The sequence below is a fragment of the uncultured Chitinophaga sp. genome, from assembly GCF_937898475.1.
In the GTDB taxonomy this organism is placed as follows: Bacteria; Bacteroidota; Bacteroidia; order Chitinophagales; family Chitinophagaceae; genus Chitinophaga.
Map to the genome: position 1 here is coordinate 141,382 of NZ_CALEJS010000042.1, position 15,109 is coordinate 156,490.

At 50.8% G+C, this 15,109-nt stretch carries 10 protein-coding genes; 5 read left to right on the forward strand and 5 right to left on the reverse strand.

The features are described 5' to 3' along the window. Positions 1–3 precede the first annotated feature (3 nt). The 4 genes from Q0577_RS26170 to Q0577_RS26185 all read left to right on the forward strand — a co-directional run bounded on the left by Q0577_RS26170 (position 4) and on the right by Q0577_RS26185 (position 6,833). Entirely contained in the window at positions 4–3,447 is a 3,444-nt protein-coding gene (locus Q0577_RS26170; protein ID WP_298741655.1) for a TonB-dependent receptor, read from the forward strand. Positions 3,448–3,457: 10 nt separating this feature from the next. Further along, positions 3,458–4,981, forward strand: coding sequence for a RagB/SusD family nutrient uptake outer membrane protein (locus Q0577_RS26175; protein WP_298741657.1), 1,524 nt, complete (start codon positions 3,458–3,460; stop codon positions 4,979–4,981). A gap of 26 nt (positions 4,982–5,007) precedes the next feature. Continuing rightward, positions 5,008–6,321 carry a glucoamylase family protein gene (locus Q0577_RS26180; RefSeq protein ID WP_298741659.1) on the forward strand — a complete coding sequence of 438 codons (1,314 nt, stop codon included), beginning with the start codon at positions 5,008–5,010 and terminating at the stop codon, positions 6,319–6,321. A gap of 278 nt (positions 6,322–6,599) precedes the next feature. Further along, positions 6,600–6,833, forward strand: coding sequence for a hypothetical protein (locus tag Q0577_RS26185; RefSeq protein WP_298741661.1), 234 nt, complete (start codon positions 6,600–6,602; stop codon positions 6,831–6,833). Between the two features lie 16 nt (positions 6,834–6,849). Here Q0577_RS26185 and Q0577_RS26190 read toward each other — a convergent pair whose 3' ends face one another. From Q0577_RS26190 to Q0577_RS26210, 5 genes are all read right to left on the reverse strand, one after another. Beyond that, positions 6,850–8,157, reverse strand: coding sequence for a hypothetical protein (locus tag Q0577_RS26190; protein WP_298741663.1), 1,308 nt, complete (start codon positions 8,155–8,157; stop codon positions 6,850–6,852). Positions 8,158–8,276: 119 nt separating this feature from the next. After that, positions 8,277–8,750: a MarR family transcriptional regulator gene (locus Q0577_RS26195; protein WP_298741665.1), complete on the reverse strand. Its 474-nt coding sequence runs from the start codon at positions 8,748–8,750 to the stop codon at positions 8,277–8,279. 124 nt (positions 8,751–8,874) lie between these two features. Beyond that, positions 8,875–10,050, reverse strand: a complete 1,176-nt coding sequence (gene uxuA, locus Q0577_RS26200; RefSeq protein ID WP_298741667.1) for a mannonate dehydratase — start codon at positions 10,048–10,050, stop codon at positions 8,875–8,877. A 94-nt stretch (positions 10,051–10,144) separates the two neighbouring features. After that, positions 10,145–11,449 carry a glycerate kinase gene (locus Q0577_RS26205; protein ID WP_298741669.1) on the reverse strand — a complete coding sequence of 435 codons (1,305 nt, stop codon included), beginning with the start codon at positions 11,447–11,449 and terminating at the stop codon, positions 10,145–10,147. Next, positions 11,446–11,886, reverse strand: coding sequence for a hypothetical protein (locus Q0577_RS26210; protein WP_298741671.1), 441 nt, complete (start codon positions 11,884–11,886; stop codon positions 11,446–11,448). Before Q0577_RS26210 ends, Q0577_RS26205 begins: the two co-directional genes overlap by 4 nt. A gap of 169 nt (positions 11,887–12,055) precedes the next feature. Here Q0577_RS26210 and Q0577_RS26215 point away from each other — a divergent pair, with 169 nt between their 5' ends. Next, positions 12,056–15,100 carry an amidohydrolase family protein gene (locus Q0577_RS26215; protein ID WP_298741673.1) on the forward strand — a complete coding sequence of 1,015 codons (3,045 nt, stop codon included), beginning with the start codon at positions 12,056–12,058 and terminating at the stop codon, positions 15,098–15,100. Positions 15,101–15,109 lie beyond the last annotated feature (9 nt).

The window sequence follows — 15,109 nt, forward strand, 5'->3', positions numbered from 1 at the left end:
GTTATGAAAGTAACAGGTACTTACAAGGGCAATACCTTGCTGGTGCTGTTCCTGGCTGCAGCCTTTACTGTGCAGGCACAGGATCTTGCTTACCAACATCCACGGTCCGCAGGCCCGGACACGCCGCTTTCCTCATTAAGATCAGCCAGCATTCCATTAAAGGCTGCGTTACAGCAACTGGAGAAGGCCTACCGTATCAGCTTTGCCTATAACGCAAGACTGGTAGCCGGTAAGGAAGTTTCTGCACAGGTGCTGGAGAACAGTGAACATGCACCACTGCAGGAGTTGCTGCAAACATTACTGACGCCGCTGGAACTGCAGTTTAAACAAATTGAAGGGAACGTATATGTTATAAAAGCGGCCAACACACAGGAAGAAATGAACGGTGACGAGGTAGGCATGGCCGCTGCCGTGATGCAGGCTGCACCTGTCAGGGGAAAAGTAACCGATCAAAGCGGTACACCGCTGATAGGCGTTACCATACGGGTGAAAGGTACTGCTACCGGCGGCACCACCGGTGCTGACGGTACCTTCAGCATTAATGTGCCTGAGGGGAAAGATACTTTACAGGTATCCTACCTGGGGTACCAGTCGCAGGAGATTGCTATTGGCGGACGAGCTGAAATAAATATCGTCATGCAGTCAGGCGATCAGCAGCTGGAACAGGTAGTAGTAGTGGGGTATGGCACCCAGCGTAAAAGAGACCTTACCGGGTCTATCGCCTCCGTAAAAGGAGAGGAGCTGGCCAAGCAGCCCGTACTTACCGCCACCCAGGCAGCGCAGGGAAGGATAGCCGGCGTACAGGTAATTACCTCCGGCCAGCCTAACTCCCAACCGCAGGTGAGAGTAAGAGGTACCGGTTCTGTAATGGCGGGGGCTAACCCGCTGTACGTGGTAGACGGCGTGCTCACCGACGACATCCGCAACATCAACAGCGCCGACATTGTAAGCATGGATGTGCTGAAAGACGCTTCTGCGGCTATTTACGGTGTACGTGCCGCCAACGGTGTGATCATCATTACCACCCGCAAGGGAAGAGCCGGCAAAACAGAAGTGCGCTATGACGCCAATGCAGGTTTCCGTGAGGCATCCAGCCTTGTTAAAATGGCAGACCGGAACCAGTACATCGATTACCTGAAAGATGCAGCCCCCGGCAGAGACCCGATCAATGACCCGGTGGCCTATCCCGGTTCTACCAACTGGTATGATGCTGCCTTGCGAAAGGCTTTCCAGATGAATCACAACCTATCCGTATCCGGCGGTTCTGATAAACATACTTACTTCTTCAGTGGCGGTTATATACAGGACGATGGTATCGTCAAAACCAATACCTTCCGCCGGTTTACCTTACGCGCCAACAACGAGGTCAACATATCCGATCAGTGGAAATTCAGCACACAGTTGTCTTATTCAAGGGGGGACGGTCGTAATGTAGACCTGAACGGCATTTACGGTAATCTCTACCGCGCTGCGCCGATCGTTATCCCCGAACAGGGAGGCCGTTACGGCAACACCTCCGCCTGGGGCAATGTGGGTAACCCTTTGCTGTCGCTGGATAAAAGAAATTACCGGCAGCAGGACAGCCGCCTGCAAGGCAATCTGGCGCTAGAGTTTAAGCCCATCAAGGCGCTGCGCTTCCGCTCCGCTTTCAACGCAGACCTGCGCTGGGGTAATGACCGCATCTACCAATACAAATATCTCAACGATGATAAGACCTTCCTGGTGGCAGGTGGTAACCAGCGTACTGATAACAGCCAGCTGACTACCAGTGACTCCCGTTCAACGGGCTGGGTATGGGATAACACGGTAACATTTGACCAAAGCTTCGGCAAACACAATTTAACCTTATTGGGCGGTTCTGTTACAGAAGGCTTTTACAGCACATTCCTGACAGGCTCCCGTATCAATGTACCGGAAAGCGAAGATCTGTGGTACCTGGATCTGGGTAACCCGGATGTACAATCCAAATTGAACAACGGCGGTGATAAATATGCCCGTCAGTCTTTTGTGGGACGTGTGAACTACGGCTATGACGACCGTTACCTGTTAAGCGCTTCTATCCGTGCAGACGGCAGCTCCAAGTTCAGTAAAAGATGGGGCTATTTTCCGACTGTAGGAGCCGGCTGGGTAATTTCCAAAGAGGCCTTTATGCAGGACCAGCAACTGTTCAGTTTCCTGAAGCTGAGAGGCAGCTGGGGCATACTGGGTAATGATAACATACCCACAAATGCCTATATTAATACGGCTACCGTAAATCTGCCCTATTTCTTTGATAACACGATCACACTGGGTACTGCCCTGCAGGAAACAAAAGATCGTAACCTGAAATGGGAGACCACCAATCAGTTTGATTTTGGTGTGGAATTCAGCCTGCTGGATGACCGGCTGAGCGGTGAAGTGGATTATTATAACAAGAAGACCAAAGACGCATTGGTGGTGGTTAATATTCCCAGCATCCTGGGAGACCCCAACAACGCCTATATCACTAATGCAGCGTCTTTCAAGAACACCGGTTATGAAGTGTCGTTGAACTGGAAGGATGATATTACAAAAGATCTGACCTATAATGTAGGCGCCAATATTACCTTTAATAAGAATGAGATCACCAACCTGGCAGGCGGTCAGGCATTGCTGGGCGGCAGCGTAGGGCAGCAGAGCTTTGTTACCCGCACAGATAACGGAGAACCGGTGGCCAGCTTTTATGTGCTGAGATCCCTGGGCGTTTTCCAGAACCAGTCTGAAATAGATAACTATAAGAACAAGGATGGGAAGGTGATACAGCCTGGCGCCAAGCCTGGCGAACTGAAATATGAAGACACTAATGGCGATGGTGTAATAGATAATAACGACCGGCAGTATGTAGGCTCATACCAACCCAAGTTCTTTTATGGCTTCAACCTGGGGCTGAATTACAAAGGTTTTGATCTGAGCGCCGACTTTTACGGTAATGGCGGCAATAAGATCTACAATGGTAAAAAAGCCTTCCGTTATGAAACAACCGACAATATAGAATCAGACTTTGCCGACAGCCGCTGGAGGCCCGATCGTCCGTCTGCAACAGATCCGCAGCTGCTTACCTCCTCCATGCCTGCATCTACCTATTTTGTGGAATCAGGTGCTTTCCTGCGTTGTAATAATCTTACCATTGGTTATTCCATTTCGCCGGATAAGCTGAAAGCCATTGGCATCAGCCGCTTCCGGGTATTCCTTACTTCACAGAACCTGTTCACCATTACAAAGTACAGCGGGTTCACCCCTGAGCTGCCCGGCGGTACTATTGATTATGATAACAGTATCAATAACCGTATTAATAACCGCTCAGGCACCGGCAGCAGCAGCAGCGGCAATAATACCAATAACACCAGCGGGATACTGGACGCCGGTATTGAGTTGAACGCCTATCCCACTACCCGTACGTTTGCATTTGGTGTAAATGTCTCATTCTAAAAAAAGAGTTATGAAGAATATACATACAAGTATCCTGTTTAAAACTGTCTGCCTGGGATTTGTGCTGTCTGCGGCATTGATAGCCTGTAATAATTACCTGGATGTGAAGCCGCAGGGGCAGATAGATGAAGAAGCCTCCATCAGTGATCCGGAAGCCGCCCAGAACCTGGTAACCGGCATCTATAATAATCTCTGGCTGGGCAACGTACACGGTTTCCCGTTCATAGGTGTTACCAATATCGCGTCTGACGATGCAGATAAAGGAAGTAATCCGGATGATGCAGCAGCTACACAGGGTGCGTTGGATAACCTGACAATGGACCCGAACACCAGTTCTCTGAATGATATATGGTCTGGCTATTACCAGGCCATCGCCCGCGCCAATAAAGCGCTGGAGGTATTAGAGCCGGCAACTATCGATGCGGCAACAAAAGCCCGCCTGCAGGGCGAGGCACATTTCCTTCGGGCTTACCTTTACTTTAACCTGGTACGACTTTTTGGCGGCGTGCCTTTGGTGGAAAGAGTGCTTACCCCCGATGAGGCGATGACCGATCAGTACCAGACCAGGGCCAGTGCTGCAGCTGTCTACCAGCTGATCAGTACAGACCTGGAGTTTGCACTGGCCAACCTTCCTGCCAAAGGCGAGGCAGGCAGCCAGCCAGGCCGCGCTACCAAAGGCGCAGCAGCCGGTATGCTGGCCAAAGTGTCTTTATACCTCCAGAACTGGCAGCGCGCATATAGCCTGTCTGATTCCATTATCACCGGCAAAGTAGGCGCATATGGACTGCTGGCCGATTATGCGGATATCTGGAGAGAAACGGGCGAGAACGGGATAGAATCCCTGTTTGAAGTACAGGCGGGTATTAATGCCTCCTGCGATGCGGCTATTGAAGTATACAGTGTTTGCCAGGGACCCCGCGCCGGCGGTCAGCGTGGCTGGGCCGATCTGGGTTGGGGCTTTGGTACTCCCTCTCAAAGTTTGCTGAATGCTTATGAGGCGGGCGACAGGCGCAGGGATGCCACCATTATATTCGTTAACCCGGGCGGCACCGTACTGTGGGATGGTTTCCGTATTCCCGGCCGGGACAGCGTTGAGAATGACCGTTACAATTACAAAGCTTACCATAGCCGTACCCGTGAGCAGTATTGCGGTAATGCAGACCGTTTGCCAAAGAACCTGCGAATACTGCGTTATGGCGAAATACTGCTGATACATGCAGAAGCCGCATTGGCCCTGGGCAATAGTGGCGCTGCGGTGACTGATATTACCGCGTTGCGGCAGCGCGCAGGCCTTTTACCAAAGGCTACGCTTACCCGCGAGGATATCTGGCATGAAAGAAGGGTGGAGCTGGCAATGGAGCATGACCGTTTCTTTGAGCTGGTAAGAGAAGATGCGCTGGCGCCCGGCACAGCAGCCGCTGCCTTCCAGGCCCACGGTAAAACGTTTGTAAGGGGAAAGAATGAAGTGTTCCCCATACCGGCTACACAGATACAGTTCAGCCAGGGTAGACTGCAACAGAACCCTAATTATTGATAACAAGTAAAAGTTCAGGAGAGACGATGAGGTGGATCACCATAGCAGCACTGCTGATCCTGTTGGGCCCCGGCTTAATACAGGCGCAGCAGCGAAAAAACGAAAAGAGGGAACAGCTGAGCGACTCGGCTTTACTAACCCTGGTACAGCAACGTACGTTTAACTATTTCTGGAAGTTTGCACACCCCGTATCAGGTCTGGCGCCGGAGCGTACCCCTACACCGGAGACGGTCACCATCGGCGGTTCCGGCTTTGGGGTGATGAGTATACTGGTGGGCATTGAAAGGAAGTTTATTACCAGGGAAGAAGGGCTGGACCGCCTGCTCAAGATTGTGAACTTTCTCTGGAAGGCCAATCACTATCATGGCATCTGGCCGCACTGGATGAACGGGGCTACCGGTCAGACAATTCCCTTTGGCCGTAAAGACGATGGAGGCGACCTGGTAGAATCTGCCTTTATGTTCCAGGGGCTCTTATGTGTGCGCCAGTACTTCACCGGCAGCAGCGCCAAAGAAACGGAGCTGCGCAACAAGATCACCTGGATGTGGAATGAGGCCGAATGGAACTGGTATACCCGTGATGGGCAGGATATATTGTACTGGCATTGGTCGCCCAACAACGGCTGGGCCATGAACCACCAGATACGGGGATGGAACGAGTGCCTGATCACCTATATACTGGCGGTGGCCTCTCCCAACTACCCGGTGTCTCCTAAAGTATACCACAATGGCTGGACACAGAGTACTCACTTCCTGAACGGAAAAGAGTATTATGGCATCAAACTGCCCCTTGGCTTTGAATATGGCGGTCCGTTGTTCTTTACCCATTACTCCTTCCTGGGCCTGGATCCCCGGGGCTTAAAAGACCGCTACGCGGATTACTGGGAGCAGAACAGGAACCATACCCTGATCAACAGGGAGTACTGTATAAAGAATCCAAAAGGGTATAAGGGCTATAGCGCAGATTGCTGGGGACTGACCGCCAGTGACAACCACGAGTTTTATAATGCGCATTCTCCCACCAACGACCTGGGAGTGATCACGCCTACCGCTGCCTTGTCATCTTTCCCTTATACACCCGAATATTCGATGCAGGCTTTGAAGTACTTCTACTATAAGGTGGGCGACCGTTTATGGGGGGAATATGGCTTTTACGACGCTTTCAGCGAAACGCATAACTGGTACGACAACCAGTACCTGGCTATAGACCAGGGACCGATCGTGGTGATGATCGAGAACTATCGCAGCGGACTTTTATGGAAACTGTTCATGTCTGTTCCGGAAATACAGGTGGCGCTGAAGAAACTCGGGTTCAGCAGTCCGGCCATCCCCAAAGGGTAGCAGCATAAAACGTACTGGTAAAGTAGCCGGGAGGCTGGTCAGAACGACCAGCCTCTTTCTTTTACTGGTATTATTTAACAAAAACGGTCAAGTACTAGGAGAACACATAGAGAACACATAGAGAACACAAGGAGAATACTATGAGAACACTGGCAAAATGCTATTAATCACCTTCGGAAAGCGCTGTTAACCAGCTGAAATAAATTTTTGAAAACACTTTGTTATTTTAGATGTTATGAATATTTTTATATATATCTATCCTATGAAAATGTTTTTATATGATCTGGATGAAAGACTTGTACACCATTTACCAGAAATTGGATGAAATAGGTGTTGAAGACGTAAAAAAAGAAATTGTAAAGGCACACCTGTATGGTTGCAGTGTAAATGGAGCAGAAGCCTACTTCCTGGTACTGCAACAGCTGGTGCTGATCAAGAAAGACAATGTGAAGATCTATGAAGTGATCAAAAGAGAGGTGGAAAGTATTATACAGTACAGCAGGCTAAATTAAGACGAGAAAATCCTAACTATCTCAGTTCTTCCATCAGCTTTTGAGCTTTTGCGTAAACAGCCGCCTGCGGCGGTATTTTTAAGAGCCAGTCCAGGGCCCGCTGTTTATCCCTTTCTTTCAGAAAACTAAGCGCCATGTAAAAAGCTGCATCGTAACGAATGGGTTTGTTACTGTTGAACACTGCCTGCAGATCTTCGCGGGCCTGTGGCTGCCGGTTTATTTCAACCAGGGAGACGCCCCGGTAGTAGCGTGCAAAGCTGTTGGACGGATCAAGCTGCACTACGCGGTCCAGCTGCTGAATGGCTGCTGTAAAGCGGCGTCTGTTGAAATTGCGCGATGCTTCGTGCAACAGCCTTGACGTGTCATTATCGGGAACAGGATGATGTATCATTTCGGTAGGGGCAAACTGCCGGTATACATCTTTATGCCAGGGGCTGATGAAGAGCAGTCCGGCAATCAGCATGGCCAATACAGTGATGCCCATTACATACCATCCCATGCGGTTGGTGTCCCTTTCTTTGCCGTAAAACCAGCGCTGGCGCATATCGGCAAGTAGCTGCATCAGTTCCCGTTTGGTATTGTCGGGGGTGAGGCTGCGACGTATCCATTCTATGGCTTCGCGTCCCTGGGCTATGATCTCCTGCAGGGCCGGCTGTTCATTCAGCAGTTGTTCGAAGGATTGTTTTTCTGATTCGGGAAGCTCGTTCATCACATAAAGGGCTGCCTGCTCAATATTGCCGGGCATCATCCCGTTACCACTGCGCTGGGTAAGATTGCTTTTAATAAGCGTAGCCATACAGGGAGCGGAGAGCTCGGGCGGCAGTCCGGCAGTTGGTTGCGGATCAGTACCTGCACCATCGGTTACAGGACGGATCAATGCTTTCTGAAGGGCTTCCTGGCAGGCCGGCGATAACTGGTAGTAAAGCTGTATCCAGCATCTTTTTTTGTTGCCGTTCTCTACGATCTCCCGTGCATATTTGAGGTGGGTATTATCCAGTGCGGCTATTTCTGCTTCGGCTTCTTCCCGCAGGTCCATACCCCGCCTTTCCACTTCTTTGCGCCAGGCTATCTTACAGATAAGCATTAAGAAAGGTTCGAAACGGGCTGTCAGTTCTATGGAGTGCCGGCGTGCATACCCGTAGATATCGGTAAGGGCAATTTCGAAAATATGTGCTGCATCTTTCCTGTTTCCCCCGTGTTGCAGAATGTAAGAGCTGATCTTCTTTGCAAACTGCCGGTATATGGCATCTATAATGGCCGGGGAGCTTTCCAATAAGCCGTCTATATACTCATCGTCGTTATATAAAAGCCGTGTGGAGGTCATACGTTCGCCGCTTGTTCTGAATTTGGGTTGCTCAGCATAAAAGTATTAAACCTGGTTCAATACGCGAAAATATTCTGAACAGCAGGTAGGTACATACAGTTTACGTGCCAGATTCAGCATTACAGGCCCGGATACACAAAATCTACTAGTCTTATTAATACGTCTTTTGCCGCGCCGAGCTCAGATGCTCCTACCAGGCTGGCGTAATACCGTTCTATTTCAAGCACGCTTTCTGTGGCGGCGATCACCAGTTCTTTTCCCTTGTCGCTGAGGAATATCATTGTTGCGCGGTTATCATTTTCATGCTTGCGGGTAACAATATAACCGGCGGCTTCCAGGTTCTTGACCACCTTACTCATCGCCTGTTTGGTGATATGCGCCTTTTTGGCCAGCTCATTATTGATGATGCCTTCGGGGGCAATGTTGGCGATCAGCACCATATCGCCCATTTTGAAGTCGGTATATCCCTTTTGCTGTAAGCTGTCTGTCAGGCGGTTATCCATTTCCTTTTTCAGCAGGTTCACCGCCCTTATCAGCAGGGTGCGTCTTTGTGCAATGTACTCCTGTAGTTGCTCGTCCAGCGGACCGGTCATAGTGCAGGTATTTTAGGGCCAAATATATATTTATTATCTGGTAGCAGGGAGTGCCGGTCACCCGGAGGTTTTAAAACCTCCAGGTGTTGAGCAATATCCTGCTGCTTACTTTATAACCGCTCAGTCATTTAGACCCGGTGGATCTTGCAATACCCATTTCGAGGCCGCGGAGCTCTGCAAGCCCACGAAGCCTGCCGATAGCACTGTAGCCGGGGTTGGTCTTCTTGTGAAGATCGTCCAGCATCTGGTGCCCGTGATCGGGGCGCATGGGGATGGCTACATTGCGTTTGTTCATGACCGATAGGATGTTTTTTATAACGGCATACATATCTACATCGCCTTCCAGGTGGTTGGCTTCGTGGAAGTTGCCCAGGCTGTCGCGCTGTGTGCTGCGCAGGTGAATGAAGTGGATGTGTTCTCCGAGGCGTTCTACCATTCCGGGCAGGTCGTTATCGGCGCGTACGCCGTAGGAACCGGTGCAAAAGCACAGGCCGTTGGAGGTATAGGGGGCGGCAGCCAGAAGCTCGCGGGCATCCTGTTCTGTGCTTACCACGCGGGGCAGTCCCAGTATGGGGAAGGGAGGATCATCGGGGTGGATGGCCAGCTTAACGCCCGCTTCTTCTGCAACCGGTGCGATCTGCTGAAGGAAATAGAACAGGTGCAGTTTCAGCTGGGTGGCGTCAATACCCTTATACTTATCCAATGCTTCCTGGAACTGCTGGAGGGTAAAGCTTTCCTCAGACCCCGGCAGGCCGGCAATAATGTTACGCTGAAGGGCTTGTTTTTCTGCAGCCGTCATGCTGTCAAAACGTTCTTTGGCGCGGGAGATATCCGTCTCATCATAGTCATTTTCCGCACCGGGCCTTTCCAGCATGAAGAGATCGAAAGCGATGAAGGCTGCTTTTTCAAAGCGGAGTGCCTTTGAGCCATCTGCTACGGTATAGGCCAGATCGGTACGGGTCCAGTCCAATACCGGCATAAAGTTGTAGGTAACGGTATAGATACCGGCGGCAGCCAGGTTACGAAGGCTTTGCTGATAGTTACGTATATATTCTTTAAAACGTCCGCTTTGTGTTTTTATGTCCTCATGCACCGGTACGCTTTCCACCACAGACCAGGTAAGTCCGGCTGCTTCTATGAGGGCTTTACGTTCAAGTATATCTTCCTTTGTCCACACTGCCCCGTTGGGGATATGATGCAACGCCGTTACGATACCGGTTGCCCCAGCCTGTTTGATGTCCTGCAGGCTTACAGGGTCATTGGGGCCAAACCATCGCCATGTCTGTTCCATTCTCGGCATATCTATAGGTTTAATAAGAATTAAGAATATTTTAGTACAAGGCCCAAAAATAGAATGTCTCCTGAGATATGCAAATTTTTACTTTATTCAATATTTATTCAATAATTGCGAGCATTATATCCATCACGTTGGTTTGTGTGGGGCCTGTTTTAATCAGGCCGCCGCATTGCTCAAAGAAGTGATAGGCATCATTATTTTCCAGGTAGCTGAAAGGATCAAGGCCCATGGAGATAGCCTGTTGCATAATGGAGGCGTTCACCACGGCGCCTGCTGCATCGGTAGGGCCATCGGTGCCGTCGGTACCGGCGCTCAGGATGGTGATATGGGGATGGGATTGCAGGGTGATACCGGCAGACAGGGCAAACTGCTGGTTACGACCTCCCAGGCCGTTGCCGCTTACTATCACGGTACTCTCGCCGCCCATAAGGAGGCAGGCAGGGCGGGGGCCTGTCCACCGGATGGCTTGTTGTGCCAGGGCCTGTGCCAGGGTGTGGGCATTGCCGCTAACGCTGCTGCTCAGCAGGGTGGTATGAAAGCCCTGTTCTTCTGCAAAGCGGGCGGCTGCTTCCAGGGCAATGGTGTTGCTGCCTATCAGGTAATTATAGGTGTTGTTAAAGCCGGGATGGCCGGGTTTGGGGGTATCTGCAACTTGCCCGATCAATCCCTGCCGCAGGTGTTTTTGAATGGACGCGGGGATCAGGCGGGTTAGCTTATATTTTTCCAGGATGGCATGGGTATCTGCAAAGGTGCTGCGGTCTGGTACCGTGGGGCCGGAGCCGATAACGTCGAGGTCATCACCCACCACATCGCTCAGGATGAGTGTACAAAGGGAAGCGGGGTAGATCTGCAGGGCCAGTTGTCCGCCTTTGATAGCGGAGATGTGCTTGCGGACCGTATTCATTTCATGGATGGATGCCCCGCTTTTCAGCAGCAGGTCAAATAAGGCCTGCACATCTGCCAGGCCGGAGCCGGGAGGGTAATCTGCCAGGAGGGCAGAGGCGCCGCCTGAGAGCAGAAAGAGCACCAGGTCGCGGGTTTTAACGCTGGAAAGCAGCTCCATCATCTGGTGGGTGGCGTGCACTCCATTATTGTCTGGTACAGGATGGCCGGCTTCCATTACCTGTATCTGCTGTACGGGCAGGGAATGACCGTATTTGGTGATCACGAGGCCCTCCAGCGGGTAGGGAAGGTTACAGCTTTCCAGGGCCAGCGCCATGGCGGCTGATGCTTTACCGGCGCCGGCCACAAAAATGCGGCTGTCTTGTTGTAAATGAAATAATTTACCGGCTATACGTAAACCTTCGGTTGCTGCTTGTATGTGTTGGGGAATCAGATATTGCGGTTGCACGGCTGCCACGGCCTGCCGGAAAACAGCAGTAGCAATGGAGACTGTATTCATCGATCCTGCTTCGCCATTTTGCGTTCCTGTCTTTTGTCCATTTTGGCCTCCAGCTGTTCTCTTTTCTTCATTTCCCAGTCATTCCACTTTTTATATTGTGCAGGTGACAATACTGTTTTAAATCGCTGGCAGCGTTCTTCGTTCAGGGCTTTCAGTTGCTGCATACGATCTTTTGCCGGCAGGCTTTTATCTGCTTTGATAGCGTCTCTGCGGCGTATAATATCTTCGTTGATGGCGTAGATCTGTTCGTCCTGTTTATGGGTAAGGTGCAGTTCACGGTATAGCTTGTCGCTCATCTTATCGGCTTTTTTCTCTGCGCTCCAACGGCCTTTTTTGGGTGTAGTGTTGCTGTCTTTTACCTGGGCATAGCTATTTGGCTGAAACACAAGCATCAGGCAAAGAAGTAAAGCTGCGGTAACCGTTGTCAATTTTTTCATATAGTAAGGAGTTGTGTCCTAAAATTAAAATTGGCCTGCAACTAAGGTACTGAAAGTAACCGTTCATAAAAAATATAATGAAATATTTATAGCTGTATTAAATTTAAGATTTTACCAAGATCTGAATCTAAACCGCTAATTAATTAAAAGCCACATTAAAACACAACGTATGGAACAACCCTCGGTACCAATACCAACCGTTGTACGTAGTAGACGTATCAAGATCATTTACCTGTTATTTGCCTGGCTGCTGGCCGGCGCGTATGCAAAAGCGCAGGAAACTTTTCCAGTGAACGGCGTGTCTGATCCGCGCGAAGGCTGCTTTGCGCTGACGCATGCCACTATTGTAAAAGATGCCGCAACCACCTTGCAGGATGCAACGCTGGTAATACGAGATGGCCGCATCATTAACGTAGGCCCGGGAGCAGCTATCCCTAAAGACGCAGTGGTGATAGACTGTAAGGGCAAATACATCTATCCTTCTTTCGTAGACATTTACAGCGACTATGGCACCCAGGCCGTTAAGAGAAGCTCTGGGGGCTTCCGGGCGCCGCCTCAGTTCCTGTCTAACACCAAAGGGGCCTTTGGCTGGAACCAGGCTATTAAAAGCGAGGTGCAGGCAGCCAGTATCTTCAAGACAGACGAGGCGAAAGCCAAAACATTGCGCCAGGCTGGCTTCGGTACTGTGTTAACACATCAGCAGGATGGTATTGCCCGCGGTACCGGCGCACTGGTTACCCTGGCAGATGAAAAGGAGAACAAGGTAGTGATCCGAGAAAAGGCCTCCGCCCAGTATTCTTTTGATAAGGGAAGCTCTACCCAGAATTATCCGGGTTCTCTAATGGGAGCTATTGCGCTGCTGCGGCAAACTTACCTGGATGCGCAGTGGTATAAGAACCGGCCCGCAAAAGAAGGTGTGAACCTGAGCCTGCAGGCCTGGAACGATGTGCAATCCCTGCCGCAGATATTTGAGGCCGGCGATAAATGGGATGTATTGCGCGCCGACAAAATAGGCGATGAATTTGGCGTGCAGTATATCATCAAAGCCGCAGGCAATGAATATCAGCGTATACCTGAAATGGCCGCTACGAAAGCTTCTTTTATATTACCGCTGAATTTTCCCCAGGCCATGGATGTGGAAGATCCCAACGATGCACGCTTTGTAGCGCTGAGCGATCTGAAACAATGGGAGATGGCCCCTGCCGCGCCAGCTGCCTTTGAAAAAGCGGGTATTCCATTCTGCCTTACTGCTGATGGGATGAAAGATATGAAGCAGTTCCTTGCCAACGTGCGCAAGGCCATTGAATACGGGCTGACAGAGCAGAAAGCGCTGGACGCGCTCACCAAAGTGCCTGCTGCCCTTATAAAGGCAGATGATAAGGTGGGTTCACTGGAAGCCGGCAAACTGGCTAATTTCCTGGTCACTTCAGGGCCCCTGTTCAAGGAAAATACCATACTGTTCCATAACTGGGTGCAGGGCAAACGGTATGTACTAAACGAAGATGGCTGGACGGATATACGTGGCACCTATACCCTGACCCTTAGCCCGGGCGCCACCTATACAATACTGGTAAAAGGCACTCCTGTATCCCCGGCACTGTTACTGCTGCAGCAGCAGGATACCCTGGCGGGCACCATTTCGGTAGACGGTAAGCTGGTACGGCTGGCGTTCCCGCTGGCTAAACGCAGCAGCCGCACATTGCGCCTCAGCGGCGTACTGGCAGACCAGGGCTGGAGTGGCAACGGGCAGGACACCAGCGGCAATGCCGTAAAATGGTCTGCCGCGTTTGCAAAAGCTTTTGCGGCCCCGGCTGATACAACAAAGAAAAAGACCAGTCCGGACATCGGTAAAATATATTACCCCTTCAATGGTTATGGCTGGGAAACATTACCACAGCAAAAAGATATCCTGATTAAAAATGCAACGGTATGGACCAATGAGCAGCAGGGTAAACTGGAGAATACCGACGTACTGGTCCGCGGGGGCAAGATCGCCCAGGTTGGTAAAAACTTACCCGCCGGTAATGCACTTGTGATAGATGGTACCGGAAAACACCTTACACCTGGTGTGATAGATGAGCACTCCCATATTGCCATCACCAGGGGCGTAAATGAAGGTACGCAGTCTGTTACCTCAGAAGTACGCATCGGCGATGTGCTGAACCCTGATGATATCAACATCTACCGTCAGCTCAGCGGCGGCGTTACGTCCAGTCATCTGCTGCATGGTTCTGCCAATACCATTGGCGGACAAACGCAACTGATAAAGCTGCGCTGGGGCGCAGATGCCGAGCAGCTGAAATTTGCAGGATGGGATCCCTTCATCAAGTTCGCCCTTGGCGAGAACGTAAAGCAGTCCAACTGGGGTGAAAGCCAGCGCTCACGCTTCCCGCAAACACGTATGGGCGTTGAGCAGGTATTGACCGATGCGTTTACCCGTGCACGTGACTATGAGCGCCAGGCCGCCGGCAAACGCCGCGACCTGGAACTGGACGCCCTGGTGGAAATACTGAACAAAAAACGGTTCATCACCTGCCATTCCTATGTGCAAAGCGAGATCAATATGCTGATGCATGTGGCAGATACCTTCGGCTTCACGGTAAATACGTTCACGCATATACTGGAAGGATATAAGGTAGCCGATAAGATGAAGCAACATGGCGCAGGCGCCTCTACCTTTGCCGACTGGTGGGCCTATAAAATGGAAGTGCAGGATGCCATTGCCTATAACGCCAGCATCATGAGCGGGGTAGGCCTTACAGTTGCCATTAACTCAGACGATGCGGAAATGGCGCGCCGGCTTAACCAAGAGGCCGCCAAGAGCATCACTTACGGTGGTATGGCAGAAGAAGACGCCCTGAAGATGGTGACCCTGAACCCGGCCAAACTGCTGCATATATCTGACAGGGTAGGCAGTATCAAGCCCGGTAAAGATGCCGACCTGGTATTGTGGTCTGATCATCCCCTCAGCATCTATGCAAAAGCAGATAAGACGATTGTAGACGGTATCGTTTATTTTGACCGCGAGCGTGACCTGGAGCTGCGTAAACGCATTGCCGCAGAGCGCAACCGCCTGATCCAGAAAATGCTGGGAGAGAAAAAGAAAGGAGCCCCCGTACAAAAAGCAAAGCCCACCAAAGACGATCTCTGGAATTGTGAGGATATGGAAAGCGGGCACCAGCACAGTATAATTAATGGTGATGACGAACAATAAAACAACAAC